This is a genomic window from Bacillus sp. 204(2023), from assembly GCF_037027505.1.
Classification (GTDB): Bacteria; Bacillota; Bacilli; order Bacillales; family Bacillaceae; genus Bacillus; species Bacillus subtilis.
Genome location: NZ_JAXCHE010000003.1, coordinates 243,238 through 257,325, shown reverse-complemented (window position 1 = coordinate 257,325; position 14,088 = coordinate 243,238). Strand labels below are relative to the sequence as shown.

General features: G+C 45.3%; 16 protein-coding genes. 8 read left to right on the top strand and 8 right to left on the bottom strand.

Annotated features, from left to right (window positions below; all coding sequences use genetic code 11):
- Window positions 1-5 precede the first annotated feature (5 nt).
- Window positions 6-1,316 (bottom strand): 4-aminobutyrate--2-oxoglutarate transaminase, encoded by a 1,311-nt coding sequence (gabT, locus tag WA279_RS08520; RefSeq protein ID WP_336155043.1) that lies wholly within the window; start codon window positions 1,314-1,316, stop codon window positions 6-8.
- A gap of 106 nt (window positions 1,317-1,422) precedes the next feature.
- Between gabT and gabR the strand changes: the two genes are divergently transcribed.
- Window positions 1,423-2,862 (top strand): MocR-like transcriptional regulator GabR, encoded by a 1,440-nt coding sequence (gene gabR, locus WA279_RS08515; RefSeq protein WP_336155042.1) that lies wholly within the window; start codon window positions 1,423-1,425, stop codon window positions 2,860-2,862.
- 1 nt (window position 2,863) lies between these two features.
- Here gabR and WA279_RS08510 read toward each other — a convergent pair whose 3' ends face one another.
- Window positions 2,864-3,178, bottom strand: a complete 315-nt coding sequence (locus WA279_RS08510; protein WP_003234476.1) for an ArsR/SmtB family transcription factor — start codon at window positions 3,176-3,178, stop codon at window positions 2,864-2,866.
- A 139-nt stretch (window positions 3,179-3,317) separates the two neighbouring features.
- Here WA279_RS08510 and WA279_RS08505 point away from each other — a divergent pair, with 139 nt between their 5' ends.
- The 4 genes from WA279_RS08505 to WA279_RS08490 all read left to right on the top strand — a co-directional run bounded on the left by WA279_RS08505 (window position 3,318) and on the right by WA279_RS08490 (window position 6,851).
- Window positions 3,318-3,605, top strand: a complete 288-nt coding sequence (locus WA279_RS08505) for a putative quinol monooxygenase (RefSeq protein ID WP_003234477.1) — start codon at window positions 3,318-3,320, stop codon at window positions 3,603-3,605.
- Between the two features lie 16 nt (window positions 3,606-3,621).
- The gene (gene nfsA, locus WA279_RS08500; protein ID WP_336155041.1) at window positions 3,622-4,371 is read left to right on the top strand and encodes an oxygen-insensitive NADPH nitroreductase; all 750 of its coding nucleotides are present in this window, start codon (window positions 3,622-3,624) and stop codon (window positions 4,369-4,371) included.
- Window positions 4,372-4,534: 163 nt separating this feature from the next.
- Window positions 4,535-5,413, top strand: coding sequence for a TetR/AcrR family transcriptional regulator (locus WA279_RS08495; protein ID WP_003246592.1), 879 nt, complete (start codon window positions 4,535-4,537; stop codon window positions 5,411-5,413).
- A 19-nt stretch (window positions 5,414-5,432) separates the two neighbouring features.
- Complete coding sequence (locus WA279_RS08490; protein WP_014478836.1) at window positions 5,433-6,851, top strand: MDR family MFS transporter; 1,419 nt, start codon at window positions 5,433-5,435, stop codon at window positions 6,849-6,851.
- 46 nt (window positions 6,852-6,897) lie between these two features.
- Here WA279_RS08490 and yclQ read toward each other — a convergent pair whose 3' ends face one another.
- The 4 genes from yclQ to yclN are packed head-to-tail and all read right to left on the bottom strand — an operon-like array spanning window position 6,898 to window position 10,515.
- On the bottom strand, window positions 6,898-7,851 hold the full coding sequence (yclQ, locus tag WA279_RS08485) for a petrobactin ABC transporter substrate-binding protein YclQ (RefSeq protein WP_046160056.1): 954 nt from the start codon (window positions 7,849-7,851) through the stop codon (window positions 6,898-6,900).
- Window positions 7,852-7,872: 21 nt separating this feature from the next.
- Complete coding sequence (gene yclP, locus WA279_RS08480) at window positions 7,873-8,631, bottom strand: petrobactin ABC transporter ATP-binding protein YclP (RefSeq protein WP_003234487.1); 759 nt, start codon at window positions 8,629-8,631, stop codon at window positions 7,873-7,875.
- On the bottom strand, window positions 8,625-9,572 hold the full coding sequence (gene yclO, locus WA279_RS08475; RefSeq protein WP_003246705.1) for a petrobactin ABC transporter permease YclO: 948 nt from the start codon (window positions 9,570-9,572) through the stop codon (window positions 8,625-8,627). The genes yclP and yclO overlap by 7 nt, the downstream gene beginning before the upstream one ends.
- On the bottom strand, window positions 9,565-10,515 hold the full coding sequence (yclN, locus tag WA279_RS08470) for a petrobactin ABC transporter permease YclN (RefSeq protein ID WP_014475804.1): 951 nt from the start codon (window positions 10,513-10,515) through the stop codon (window positions 9,565-9,567). Before yclN ends, yclO begins: the two co-directional genes overlap by 8 nt.
- Before the next feature lie 384 nt (window positions 10,516-10,899).
- On the opposite strand from yclN, the gene WA279_RS08465 reads away from it, so the two are divergent.
- The 3 genes from WA279_RS08465 to WA279_RS08455 all read left to right on the top strand — a co-directional run bounded on the left by WA279_RS08465 (window position 10,900) and on the right by WA279_RS08455 (window position 12,700).
- Window positions 10,900-12,264, top strand: a complete 1,365-nt coding sequence (locus WA279_RS08465) for an aspartate kinase (RefSeq protein WP_251187250.1) — start codon at window positions 10,900-10,902, stop codon at window positions 12,262-12,264.
- 152 nt (window positions 12,265-12,416) lie between these two features.
- On the top strand, window positions 12,417-12,530 hold the full coding sequence (locus WA279_RS08460; protein ID WP_003234495.1) for a YjcZ family sporulation protein: 114 nt from the start codon (window positions 12,417-12,419) through the stop codon (window positions 12,528-12,530).
- Window positions 12,531-12,610: 80 nt separating this feature from the next.
- On the top strand, window positions 12,611-12,700 hold the full coding sequence (locus WA279_RS08455) for a YjcZ family sporulation protein (protein ID WP_015482794.1): 90 nt from the start codon (window positions 12,611-12,613) through the stop codon (window positions 12,698-12,700).
- A gap of 100 nt (window positions 12,701-12,800) precedes the next feature.
- Here the strand turns inward: WA279_RS08455 and phrC are convergent, their stop codons facing one another.
- Window positions 12,801-12,923 carry a phosphatase RapC inhibitor PhrC gene (gene phrC, locus WA279_RS08450; RefSeq protein ID WP_003224994.1) on the bottom strand — a complete coding sequence of 41 codons (123 nt, stop codon included), beginning with the start codon at window positions 12,921-12,923 and terminating at the stop codon, window positions 12,801-12,803.
- Window positions 12,907-14,055 (bottom strand): response regulator aspartate phosphatase RapC, encoded by a 1,149-nt coding sequence (gene rapC / locus WA279_RS08445; RefSeq protein ID WP_336155038.1) that lies wholly within the window; start codon window positions 14,053-14,055, stop codon window positions 12,907-12,909. Before rapC ends, phrC begins: the two co-directional genes overlap by 17 nt.
- Window positions 14,056-14,088 lie beyond the last annotated feature (33 nt).

Genomic DNA, 14,088 nt, shown 5'->3' with positions numbered 1-14,088 from the left:
AATGATTAAGCTCGCAGGCCCGCCTCCAAGATGCTGAGCCCTTCATTTAATAGGCTGTCTGAGATGACGAGCGGTGTCAAAAAGCGGATGATATTACCGTTAATTCCCGCTGTCAGCAAAAGTAATCCGTTTTGATTCGCATAGGCCGCGATCGCTGCTGCTTTTGCCTTATCAGGCTCACGCGTGTCAGGATCCTTTACGATTTCGATTGCGGCCATCGCCCCGAGTCTGCGGATGTCACCGATGAACGGGAATTCTTGTTTCCACTCATACGCCTTGTCTTCAATGATTTTGCCAATTTCTTCAGATCGCTCATTCAGTCCTTCTTCTTCGATAATATCCAAGACTGCCAAAGCCGCCGCGCAGCCGAGCGGGCTGCCGGCATACGTGCCGCCCAGCTCCCCTGGCGCTGCCGCATCAAGCATTTCCGCACGCCCAATCACACCGCTTAATGGCAGGCCTGCCGCAAGCGATTTAGAAACCGTGATCAGATCGGGCACTACATCAAAGTGCTCAATTGCGAAATAAGTGCCAGTTCTGGCAAAGCCGGTTTGGATTTCATCAGCAACAAAAACAATGCCGTGTTCTTTGCAGAATGAAGCGACGTGCTGTACGAACCGTTTCGAAGGAATAATAAACCCGCCTTCTCCCTGCACTGGCTCCATCACGACACACGCCACCGTTTCAGGCGCCACTGAAGCGATAAAGAACTCATTGAATGCTTGAATGACCATATCGTCATAGCTTTCATCACTCATGCCGGCCGGCTTCTGATAATAATAAGGGAACGGCGCTTGATAAACCTCTGGCGCAAAAGGCCCGAAACCGAATTTATAAGGTTTTACCTTGCTTGTCATGCTCATCGTCATATTCGTGCGCCCGTGAAACCCGCGTGTAAACGAGACAACGCCTTGGCGCTTTGTATACTTTCTGGCGATTTTCACAGCGTTTTCGACCGCTTCTGCCCCTGAGTTAAGAAAAATCGCTTTTTTCTCATGGCTGCCCGGTGCAATGCCGCACAGTTTTTCGGCTAACTCGATATAAGACGGGTACATCATGACATTGAAGCCAGGATGAATCAGCTCCTCTGCCTGCCGCTTCACAGCCTCAACCACCTTCGGATGCGAGTGTCCGACATTTAACGTGCCGATGGCGCCTGCAAAATCAATAAATCTCCGGCCATCCAGATCGTACAGCTCGGCCCCTTCTCCTTTGACCGCCAGACTGCGGTTGCCGTTGCTCACACCTTTTGACACAAATTGATCCCGTTTTTGCTGCCATTGTGCAGTTGTGATGCTTGCTGTTGTTTGACTCATATGAATATCCCCCTGTCGGTATTTTCTTATCATTCTGACTTCTCTTTGGTATGATGAAAAGTACCAATTATAACTTTTTGATGGTATCAGAAGGAGAAACTACAAAATGGATATCACAATTACACTCGATCGTTCAGAGCAAGCCGATTATATCTATCAGCAAATTTATCAAAAGCTGAAAAAAGAAATCCTCAGCCGCAATCTGCTGCCGCACTCGAAGGTTCCCTCCAAGCGGGAGCTGGCTGAAAATCTCAAGGTAAGCGTAAATTCAGTGAATTCAGCCTATCAGCAGCTGCTGGCTGAAGGGTATTTGTACGCCATTGAACGAAAGGGTTTCTTCGTGGAGGAACTAGACATGTTTTCCACCGAGGAACACCCTCCATTTGCACTGCCGGATGATCTAAAAGAGATTCACATCGACCAGAGCGATTGGATATCGTTTTCACACATGAGTTCCGATACAGACCATTTTCCGATCAAAAGCTGGTTCCGCTGCGAGCAAAAAGCGGCCTCCCGCTCATACCGCACGCTCGGCGATATGTCACATCCGCAAGGGATATATGAAGTGAGAGCGGCCATTACCAGGCTCATTTCCCTGACGAGGGGTGTAAAATGCAGGCCAGAACAAATGATCATAGGGGCAGGCACACAGGTGCTCATGCAGCTGTTGACTGAGCTTTTACCCAAGGAAGCCGTGTATGCGATGGAGGAGCCAGGCTACAGGCGCATGTATCAGCTTTTGAAGAATGCCGGAAAACAAGTCAAGACGATCATGCTGGATGAAAAGGGCATGTCGATTGCTGAAATCACCAGACAGCAGCCAGATGTGCTGGTGACCACCCCATCGCATCAGTTTCCATCCGGAACGATTATGCCTGTATCCAGAAGAATTCAGCTGCTGAACTGGGCAGCCGAGGAGCCGCGCCGATATATCATTGAGGACGATTATGATAGTGAATTCACATATGATGTAGACAGTATTCCGGCGCTGCAAAGCCTCGACCGTTTTCAAAATGTTATCTATATGGGAACCTTTTCAAAGTCCCTTCTCCCCGGCTTGCGGATCAGCTATATGGTGTTGCCGCCTGAGCTGTTGAGGACATATAAACAGCGGGGCTATGATCTGCAGACTTGCTCATCACTTACACAGCTCACCCTGCAGGAATTTATTGAGTCTGGTGAATATCAGAAGCATATAAAAAAAATGAAGCAGCATTATAAAGAAAAGAGAGAACGCCTGATCACCGCTTTAGAAGCAGAGTTCAGCGGAGAGGTTACCGTAAAAGGAGCAAATGCGGGGCTGCATTTTGTTACCGAATTTGATACCAGGCGCACCGAACAAGACATCCTGTCACATGCTGCCGGTCTGCAGCTTGAAATATTCGGAATGAGCCGATTTAACTTGAAGGAAAACAAGCGGCAAACGGGCAGGCCCGCTCTCATTATCGGCTTTGCACGGCTGAAGGAAGAAGATATTCAGGAGGGTGTGCAGCGGCTTTTCAAAGCGGTTTACGGACATAAAAAAATCCCCGTTACAGGGGATTGATTCACCAGCGGTCCTGGTCTACATTCAGCACGGCTTCAAGCAGGCCCGGAAATGCCTTTTCAAGGTCTTCAGCGCGAAGCGAATAATACCGGCGCTTTCCTTCTATCCGAACTTGAGCGATGCCTGATTCTCTCAAAACTTTAAAATGATGCGACAAAGTCGATTTGGCAACCTGCACATCTGCACAGGTGCTGCACGTTTTTTCTTTTGCTTCAGCTAATTGCTTGACGAGCTCTAAACGAAGCGGATCACTAAGTGCATGAAGAACCTTTGTCAGCTGCAATGTTTCTGTTTCTGGATGGTTTGGAATGTTCATGACACAAATGTATCACACAACAATTAGAATGACAATTTTACTATATAAGGGTTTTTCCTTTACCTCATTTAGAATACATGTTACATTTAGTTCGATGAAATTCGAACAATAAATTCGCATAACAACGGAGGAGATTTAAATGATCGTATTACAAGCTTACATCAAAGTAAAACCAGAAAAACGCGAGGAATTTTTGAGCGAGGCTCAATCACTTGTTCAGCATTCAAGAGCTGAGGAAGGCAACGCGCAATACGACCTATTTGAAAAAGTAGGCGAAGAAAATACATTTGTCATGCTTGAAAAATGGAAAGATGAAGCGGCAATGAAATTCCATAACGAAACTGCGCATTTCCAAGGGTTTGTCGCAAAAGGAAAAGAACTGCTGAGCGCTCCTCTTGATGTTGTCCGCACAGAGCTTAGCGAGTAAAGGAAGGGTGTCTCATATGAATGAAGTGATTAAATCTTTAACAGACCACCGCTCGATTCGCAGCTACACAGATGAGCCTGTAGCTCAGGAGCAATTGGACCAAATCATTGAAGCGGTGCAATCAGCCCCTTCTTCTATCAACGGACAGCAAGTGACTGTGATCACAGTCCAGGATAAAGAGCGCAAAAAGAAAATCTCCGAGCTGGCAGGCGGCCAGCCATGGATCGATCAAGCTCCTGTTTTCCTGCTGTTCTGCGCAGATTTCAACCGGGCCAAAATTGCGCTTGAAGATCTGCATGATTTCAAAATGGAAATCACAAATGGATTGGAATCTGTTCTTGTCGGCGCAGTAGACGCTGGTATTGCCCTCGGCACAGCAACAGCAGCGGCTGAGTCACTCGGACTTGGCACAGTTCCGATCGGTGCGGTTCGCGGAAACCCTCAAGAGCTGATCGAACTGCTTGAGCTTCCAAAATACGTGTTCCCTTTATCCGGCCTTGTCATTGGGCATCCTGCCGACCGTTCAGCGAAAAAACCGCGCTTGCCGCAGGAAGCTGTCAATCATCAGGAAACTTATTTGAATCAAGATGAGCTGACGCCTCACATTCAGGCATACGACGAACAGATGTCTGAATACATGAATAAACGGACAAACGGAAAAGAAACAAGAAACTGGTCACAGAGCATCGCTTCCTACTATGAGCGCCTGTACTATCCGCACATCCGTGAAATGCTTGAAAAACAAGGATTTAAAGTTGAAAAATAAGCTCTTATTCGGCCTGTCGGATTTTCCGGCAGGCCTTTCATTTACCCGGTTAAAATCCATTGACTTCTATTTTGTTTATTTGGTAAAATTTTTTCATAGTTACTCATTGGTTTTCTGTGAACCAATGGGTTTTCTAATGTTCAAGAAAGAAGGAAGCCATGAGATGCTTGATAAAAAAACAGATATCTTGTTAGCTGCGCGAAAGCTTTTTTCGGAAAAGGATTTTACGTCGGTTTCCATGCAGGCGATCGCAGAAGAATGTAAGATGTCAAAAGCTTCGATATATAAGCTGTTTCAATCTAAAGAAGATCTGCTTTTGGAGCTGCTGTCATTTAACCAGAAGCAAATGGTGGCCGCGGCCTCAAGACTTCAGGAAAATACCGCACTTACACCGGAGGAGCGTTTGACGCAAAAGGTCAAAATGGAACTGGAGGGCTTCAGGCGGAATCAGCAGTTTTTCAATATGCTGACCTACGGAAACCCCAAGCTGCACAATGACCGGGTCAAACAGCATATCCATCAGACCAGATCGACGATTATCTGCTGGCACCGCGATTCGCTGATCCAGGCGTATGGAGAAACCATTCTCCCGTTTGTGTGGGATTTGGTTATCATTCTTCACGGCATGATGCGTGAGTTTTTAATGCTGATCAAAATCGAGGAAAAACCGCTTGAGCTTGACCCGATCGCAGAGTTTATCATCAGCACCCTCAATCAGATTATCAAAAACAGGGAAACCCGCCAGTCTCTTCTTCCGCCCGAAGCCATCGAGCTTTATATTCATTCAGCATCCTCCTACAAGCCAAAGGATAAATCAGTCCTATTATCGGAAAGCCTGAAGGAATTACATAAAGGCATCTCTTCCCTGTCCGCCGCGGACTATGACGTAGATGAACTGACATCCGCAGCCGCTATGCTGGAGGAAGAAGCGAAGAAGGAAGAACCCCGCGCTTTTTTACTCAAATCACTGATTGGCTATCTGGAACAAACCGGTGTTTTAACACAGCCCGTTTCCATGTTAAAAACACTGTTAATTACTTAGAGAAAAGAAGGGATATGTATTGAACACAAGTATTGAACAAAAACCTTTTAACCGTTCTGTCATTGTCGGCATTTTGTTAGCCGGAGCGTTTGTGGCGATTTTGAACCAGACATTGTTGATTACCGCACTTCCTCATATCATGAGGGATTTCAATGTCGATGCCAATCAAGCACAATGGCTGACCACATCATTTATGTTAACCAACGGGATTTTAATTCCGATTACCGCGTTTTTAATTGAGAAATTCACAAGCCGGGCGCTGCTCATCACAGCAATGAGCATTTTCACTGCCGGAACAGTCGTCGGAGCGTTCGCGCCGAACTTCCCGGTTCTGCTGACAGCGCGTATCATTCAAGCGGCTGGAGCCGGCATTATGATGCCGCTCATGCAGACTGTATTCCTGACAATCTTTCCGATTGAAAAGCGCGGCCAGGCGATGGGTATGGTCGGATTGGTCATCTCATTCGCGCCTGCGATCGGACCGACTCTTTCCGGATGGGCTGTCGAAGCTTTCTCTTGGAGATCATTGTTTTATATTATTCTTCCGTTTGCTGTGATTGATTTGATTCTTGCCAGCATCCTGATGAAAAACGTGACGACTTTAAGAAAAACACAGATTGATATTTTATCAGTCATCCTTTCAACATTTGGATTCGGCGGCCTTCTGTACGGATTCTCAAGCGTCGGCTCTTACGGCTGGTCCAGTTCAACCGTCTTGATTTCACTGCTGGTGGGTGTCATCGCGCTGCTCTTGTTTATCACAAGACAAATGAAGCTTGAAAAACCGATGCTGGAATTCCGCGTCTTCACGTTTGGTGTTTTCAGCTTAACAACACTGCTGGGAACCCTTGTCTTTGCATTATTGATCGGTACGGAAACCATCCTGCCGCTTTATACACAAAACGTCAGAGACGTCACAGCTTTTGATACAGGGCTTATGCTCCTTCCGGGAGCCGTTGTGATGGGCTTTATGTCGCCGATTATCGGCAGAATTTTTGACCGTGTCGGCGGAAGAGGGCTGGCGATTGCCGGTTTCTGCATCATCTTCCTGACATCTCTGCCGTTTATGCAGCTGACTGACCATACGTCACTCGCTTGGATTGTCGTTTTATACACCGTTCGTCTCTTAGGCACCGCCATGATCATGATGCCGGTGACAACAGCCGGAATCAACGCGCTGCCGCGCCACTTGATTCCGCACGGAACTGCGATGAACAACACGATTCGCCAAGTCGGCGGCTCGATCGGAACCGCACTATTGGTTTCCGTGATGAGCAACCAGGCGGCACATGCAGGCACGACAAATGTGAAGCACGCCGCCCTGCACGGCATGAATGCCGCTTTTATTGTGGCTGCCGTCATTGCACTTGTCGGCTTCCTTCTCTCATTCACATTAAAGAAACCTCAGCGCCCTGCCGAACAGCAGCCGGCACGCTGATTAACAAAAAAAGAGCCCCGCTATTTAGCGGAGGCTCTTTTTGGTTTTACTTTTCTAAACCGTCTTTCACTTCTTTGATCATTTGTGCCATAGACTCAAGACCGCCTCCTGATAAGTACCAAGTAGCAGAATCAAGGTAGACGACATGATCATTTTTCACTGCGTTTACATTTTTCACATAATCATTTTCAACGACTTGTTTAGTAGATGATGTTTCACCGATCGCTGTACCGCGGTCAATGACAAACAGGTAATCCGGGTTTGTTTTTGAAATGTACTCGTAAGAAACGCTTTGTCCGTGAGTAGACGCTTTGATGTTTTTATCAGCCGGTGTCACGCCGAACACGTCATGGATCAGGCCGTATCTTGATTTAGGACCGAATGCGCTGATCTTCCCGTCGTTCGCCATGATGACAAGACCGTTTTTGTTAAGCTTTTCAGCCGTTTTCTTTACATCTGCGATTGAATGATCGATTTTTGCGAGTTCATCCTTCACTTCATCTTCTTTATCGAAGATCTTACCGATTGTTTCTGCGTCAGACTTAAATGATTCCATATACTTCGCTGTGTCTACGCCAAGGTAAATTGTCGGCGCAATTTTAGAGAATTCTTTGTAAGACTCAGATTGTCTTCCTGAAATAATGATCAAGTCAGGGTCTAAATCTGCCACTTTCTCGAAGTCTGGCTCTTTTAAGCTTCCGACGTCAGCATATTTGTCATCCTTGAATTTGGACAGATATTTAGGAAGGGCTTGTTTCGGCAATCCCGCTACTTTATCATCAAGTCCAAGTTTATCTAATGTATCTAAGCTTCCAAAGTCAAATACGACAACTTTTTTAGGGCTCTTCGGTACTTTTGTTCCGTTTTTGTCCAGCTGGTGTTTCACCGTGATTTGTTCTTCCTTAGAATCAGAACCTTTGCTGCTTGTGCTTTGGTTTCCGCATGCAGAAATCACAACTGCCGTCACCAAAGCGATGAATAGTAATGCGAACTTTTTCATGCTCTTCACCTCTTCTATATATTAAGAAAAATAGACACCTATTCTTTGATTATCAATCGTCTGAATTGGGATGGTCATATCGTAGATTTCCTCAAGCACTGATGTTTCTATCATTTCTTCAGGCGGTCCTTCTTTAACGATTCGGCCGTTTTTCAAAGCGACGATATAGTCAGAATAGACTGAAGCAAAATTGATATCGTGAATGACGATGACGATCGTTTTTCCAAGCTCCTCTACCAGCCGTTTCAGCAGTTTCATAATTTCAACTGAGTGTTTCATATCCAGATTGTTCAGCGGCTCATCCAGAAAGATATAATCTGTGTCCTGGGCAATGACCATGGCGATAAATGCCCTTTGGCACTGTCCGCCGCTCAGCTGATCCAAGTACTTGTCTTGAATGTCTTCCAGCTTCATATAGCTAAGCGCCTGGTTGATATGAACCCAGTCTTCCTCTGTCAGCCGGCCCTGTGAGTACGGAAACCTGCCAAAACTGACGAGGTCTTTGATCGTGAGCCTGATATTGATTTGGTTCGCCTGCTTCAAAATGCTCATTTTCTTGGCAAGCTCTTTGCTGTCACATGCTCCAATCTCTTGTCCGTCTATGTAAATCTCGCCGGAATCTTTTTTGATCAGGCGGCTCATGATAGACAGCAGCGTACTTTTGCCGGCGCCGTTAGGACCGATAAACGAGGTGATTTTGCCCTTTTGAATCGTGACTGACGTCTCTTCAAGGACAACTTTCCCGCCATATTGTTTGCTTACATTTCTGACCTCTACCATGATTTATTCTCCTTTAACAGCAAGTAGATAAAATAAATCCCGCCGGCAAAATTAATAATGACGCTCAGCGTCGTTGAGAAGGTAAACACTTTCTCAACCACAAACTGCCCTCCGACCAGCGCAATGATGCTGATGAAAACGGAGCCTGCGATTAAGTATGAATGCTTATAGGTTTTCAGGAATTCTCTCGCCAGGTTGACGACCAGAAGGCCTAAAAACATAATCGGCCCGACTAGCGCTGTTGAAACAGAAACCAAAATCGCAACCACGATCAGCATCTGCTTCACCACTTTGTCGTAGTCAATGCCCAAATTCACGGCGTGCTCGCGTCCGAGCGACAGCACATCAAAAAATTTTGTAAAACGCCAGACATAAACGCCTGTCAGCAGGAAAATGATGAACGCGAGCCATAACAAATCCGTATTGATATTGTTAAAGCTGGCAAACATCTTGTCCTGCACAACTTGGAACTCGTTCGGATCAATCAGCATCTGCATAAAGGAAGACAGGCTGCTGAACAGCGTGCCAAACACGATTCCGATAAGCAGAAGGAAAAAGATATTTCTCCCCTCACCCTTGAACATGATCTGATACAAAACAAGAGAAAACAGGATCATCAGCAGAACAGATATGATAAAGTTGATGTTTTTATTCATGATGACCATATTCGCAGAACCGAACAAAAAGATAATGCCAGTCTGAATCAGCATGTAGAGAGAATCAAGGCCCAAAATGCTCGGCGTCAGGATGCGGTTGTTCGTAATCGTTTGAAAGATCATGGTCGAAAACGCAATCGCTCCCCCCGTCAGCACAATGGCAGCGACTTTTTTGATTCGTCTCGGCAGGGTGTAATCCCAATTGCCTAAGTCATAAAACAAAAACAAGCCAATACATACAATGGCTAAACCAACGAGCAAAGCTATTTTCATCTGGTTACGCATAGGCTTTTCTCCTTAACAGCATAAACAGGAAAATGCCGCTGCCGATGATTCCGACCATCAGGCCAATCGAGATTTCATAAGGGAAGATAATGATTCTGCCCAGTATATCGCAAAACAGCACAAACACCGCTCCCAACAGCGCAGTATGCGGCAGGCTGCTCTTCAGATTGTCTCCTCTGTAAATCGATACAATATTCGGGATGATTAAACCGAGAAACGGCAGCATACCGACAGTCAAAATAACAAGGGACGTGATCAGGGACACGATAATGAGCCCGATGTTCACAACCCGTTTGTACTTCAGGCCGAGGTTGACAGAAAAGCTTTCACCCATACCGGCCAATGTGAATTTATCCGCATACACATAGGCAATGATGACGAGCGGAATACTCAGATAAAGAAGCTCGTATCTTCCTTTCACGACTAAAGAGAAGTCTCCCTGCAGCCATGATGACACATTCTGGATCAAGTCATATTTATATGCGATAAATGTCGCGATTGAACTGACGATATTCCCGAGCATTAGACCGACAAGCGGAATAAAGATGGTGTCGTTAAACTTGATTCTTTCAAGGATTTTCATAAACAGAAAATTTCCTGCAAGGGCAAAGACAAACGCGACCAGCATTTTGATTAAAGGACTGGCGGATGTAAACAGCAGCAAGGAAATTAAAATGCCGAGCCTCGCCCAATCCATCGTGCCCGCCGTCGTCGGTGACACGAATTTATTTCTGCTGATCTGCTGCATAATCAAACCGCAGATGCTCATGCTTAATCCCGCGATGACAATGCTGATCAATCGCGGCAAACGGCTTGCAAACAGCGTTGACGCCTCTTGTTTGCTTAAATCGAAGAGATCAAGCGGCGACAGATCTTCTACACCGATAAATACAGATGTGACTGCTAATATGATAAGTAGAATAAATAAGTAACGTAGCTTCATGCTGCCTCCTTACATCCTTACAGCAAAAAGAACGTATCTCCTACTCCGCAAGGACTCAAAACAATATGGCCATATAGTAATTGATTATCATTATCATTTACATATTACCATTTTTCTAGGGTTAGTCAATATTCTTTAAAAATATTAACCTAGTCATTTATCCATTTTACTAATCATTCTAACCATTTTCCATCCCAAAACGTTAGGCTGTTTACCATATTTTTCTTTATAACGCAGGTATACGGTCAGCAGACCTGACATTATTCCTCGTGAAAAATACAAATGTTCTCTCCAGAAAGAAATTCCCCCTTGATTTACAGTACTGAAAGAGAGATAATAAATACTAAATTTGTGTGAAAATTTTAAACATTAGGAGATGTAAACATGAAGGTCGTTAAATTCGGAGGCAGCTCACTTGCTTCAGGCGCCCAGCTTGACAAGGTGTTTCACATCGTTACCTCAGATCCGGCACGGAAAGCTGTAGTCGTTTCAGCTCCGGGAAAACGCTATGCCGAGGATACGAAAGTGACTGATCTCTTAATCGCATGTGCAGAACAATATTTGGCATCAGGCAGCGCACCTGAACTGGCGGAAGCTGTTGTTGAACGGTACGCTCTCATCGCCAATGAGCTTCAGCTGGGGCAAAGCATTATCGAAAAAATCAGAAATGATCTGTTTACGCTTTTAGAAGGAGATAAAAGCAATCCCGAGCAATACCTTGACGCAGTCAAGGCCAGCGGGGAGGATAACAATGCCAAGCTGATTGCCGCTTATTTCCGCTATAAAGGCGTCAAAGCGGAATATGTAAACCCGAAGGATGCCGGCCTCTTTGTGACAAATGAACCCGGCAACGCGCAAGTTCTTCCTGAATCCTATCAAAACCTCTATCGTCTTCGGGAACGTGACGGACTCATCATTTTTCCCGGTTTTTTCGGATTCAGCAAGGATGGCGATGTGATCACATTCTCACGGAGCGGTTCTGATATTACCGGTTCGATTCTTGCCAACGGACTACAAGCCGATTTGTACGAAAACTTTACAGACGTAGACGCTGTGTATTCTGTCAATCCGTCCTTCGTTGAGAATCCAAAGGAAATCAGCGAGCTGACATATAGAGAGATGCGGGAGCTGTCCTACGCGGGTTTTTCAGTGTTTCATGATGAAGCGCTCATTCCGGCATTCAGAGCGGGGATTCCTGTTCAGATCAAAAATACGAACAACCCCTCATCCGAAGGCACCCGCGTCGTCAGCAAGCGGGATAACACAAACGGGCCTGTCGTCGGCATTGCCAGCGACACTGGTTTTTGCAGCATTTATATCAGCAAGTATCTCATGAACAGAGAAATCGGTTTTGGCCGCAGAGCCCTTCACATCCTGGAGGAGCATGGTTTGACGTATGAGCATGTTCCATCGGGAATCGATGACATGACAATCATTTTACGGCAGGGGCAAATGGATGCCGCCACTGAACGCAGCGTCATCAAACGGATCGAAGAGGATTTGCATGCCGATGAAGTCATCGTCGAGCATCATCTCGCCCTGATTATGGTTGTAGGGGAAGCGATGCGCCACAATGTCGGTACAACGGCAAGAGCCGCCAAAGCATTATCAGAGGCACAGGTGAATATCGAAATGATCAATCAGGGATCTTCTGAAGTGAGCATGATGTTTGGCGTAAAAGAAGCCGAAGAAAGAAAAGCCGTTCAAGCATTATACCAGGAATTTTTCGCGGGCGTGCTGATCTCTTAATCGTACATAAATAGCGGGCGGCAGCGCCCGCTATTTTTTATATCACCCTCATATAGCCGAATTGTTCATTTTTTCTCTTGTCCACTATTATCCCTGCCAAATGGATCGGTTCAGCATATCTTATAGTATCCTTCATAGGGAGGTGAAACCTTATGTCAGGATACTCTAACGGCGGCGGTTACGGCGGCATCAGTTCTTTCGCTTTAATCGTTGTATTGTTTATTCTTTTAATTATCGTAGGGACTGCGTTTGTTGGCGGCTTCTAAGCTGCTGACCGTCTCTGCGGGACCCTGTCCGCCACAGTTTTGCAGTATATGCTGAAGCAATCTCGAAGGGGGTGCACAAAATGTCAGGTTACGGAACTTCTTTCGCTTTGATTGTTGTGTTATTTATCCTCTTGATCATTGTGGGAACTGCATTTGTAGGAGGCTACTAAATAAACGTAATCTCCATGAAGGCGGCACCGCAAGACTATGTCTTGCGGTGTTTTTTTTGAAAAGAAAAACCCCTTCTCGCTAATGAGAAGGGGCTTGTTCTTACGTCATTCCTCTTTCTGTCACATGAAAGTCGAGTGCTTCCGCATTAGCAGAAACGCCAGCCGCTGTAAAAATCGCGGCTGCGGCCAAACAAATAACAAACAACTTAGATTTCAATTTCATACAAACCTTCACTCCTTTGTATTTGTTTTCTTGCCTCTTCAACTTGTAGAAAGTAGGAAGCAGACAGTTTAAACCATTTCTGTTCATAGTAATATTTTGCTACTTCTAGGGCTAAATCCTCTATATCAGCGCACATATTTTTATTTTTTAAGTACTGGAAACATCGTTCGATTCCTTCTTCATTGGGCTGATCCTGATATAGGGATTGCAAAAACTCGAATTTTACGGCATAGTCTGCATCGTCTGTTTCTTTAGCATATTCATAGCCCCGCTTGTGATATTCCGAAGCTTTATCATGTTTTCCCTGTTTATAATAAATCAGGGTGATTAAAAAATAGGCTTGCGGGAGAGAATTGACGATCCTGCTGCTTTCAAATGTGGAGACCGCTTTTTCAAAGTAATCAATGGCAGGGTCTAGAAGGTCTTGATTGTAATAGCATAATCCGAGATTGTAGTATGCTCTTCCGACCAGCTGGGCTTTTTGTTCCGCTTGGGCCATATTGAGCGCCAATTTGAAATGGCGTGCGGCTTGTTCGAAATTTCTTTCATCCATCAGGTTGACCCCGAACACGAAATGGCATTGAATGATTCTCACATTATAGGTTTCCTGCTCCACGTAAATTTCATAGGCGTTTTTTATATTAATCAATGAAAAATACGTTTGCTTCATATAATAATAAGCTTCCGCGATTTTAAAATAAAATTCAGCCCGTTCAATATGGTCTGCGACAAAGGAGAGCTTTTTCTCCGCCTGTTTATAGTATGTAATGGCAGAAATAAATTCCCGCTTATCAAACTCATACATCCCGCGAAAAAAATTCACGTAATAGTCGAGCAGCCCTTTGAGATCTGCCTGGTTGCTGTCAATGTTTCTTGATAATTCAGAAAGGCTTGGCTGGTCTTCGATATTTAATTTCTCTAACGGCTCTAGATAATCCAGCATAAGCTGGTGCCGGAATTCCATTAGTGAATAATAAAGCAGCAAGTTGGAATCATGCTGCATGTGTTTCAGTTCCTGCTGGATTTCAGCTTTTAACACTTCGGCATCCGGCACGCTGAATGTCCGGATATATCTGTACCACTCGTTAATTTTTTGACCGACCGCTGAAGAAGGAATTACCCCGCTCTTCATTCCTTCACCCTCTCCCATCAAAAACTGTTTATG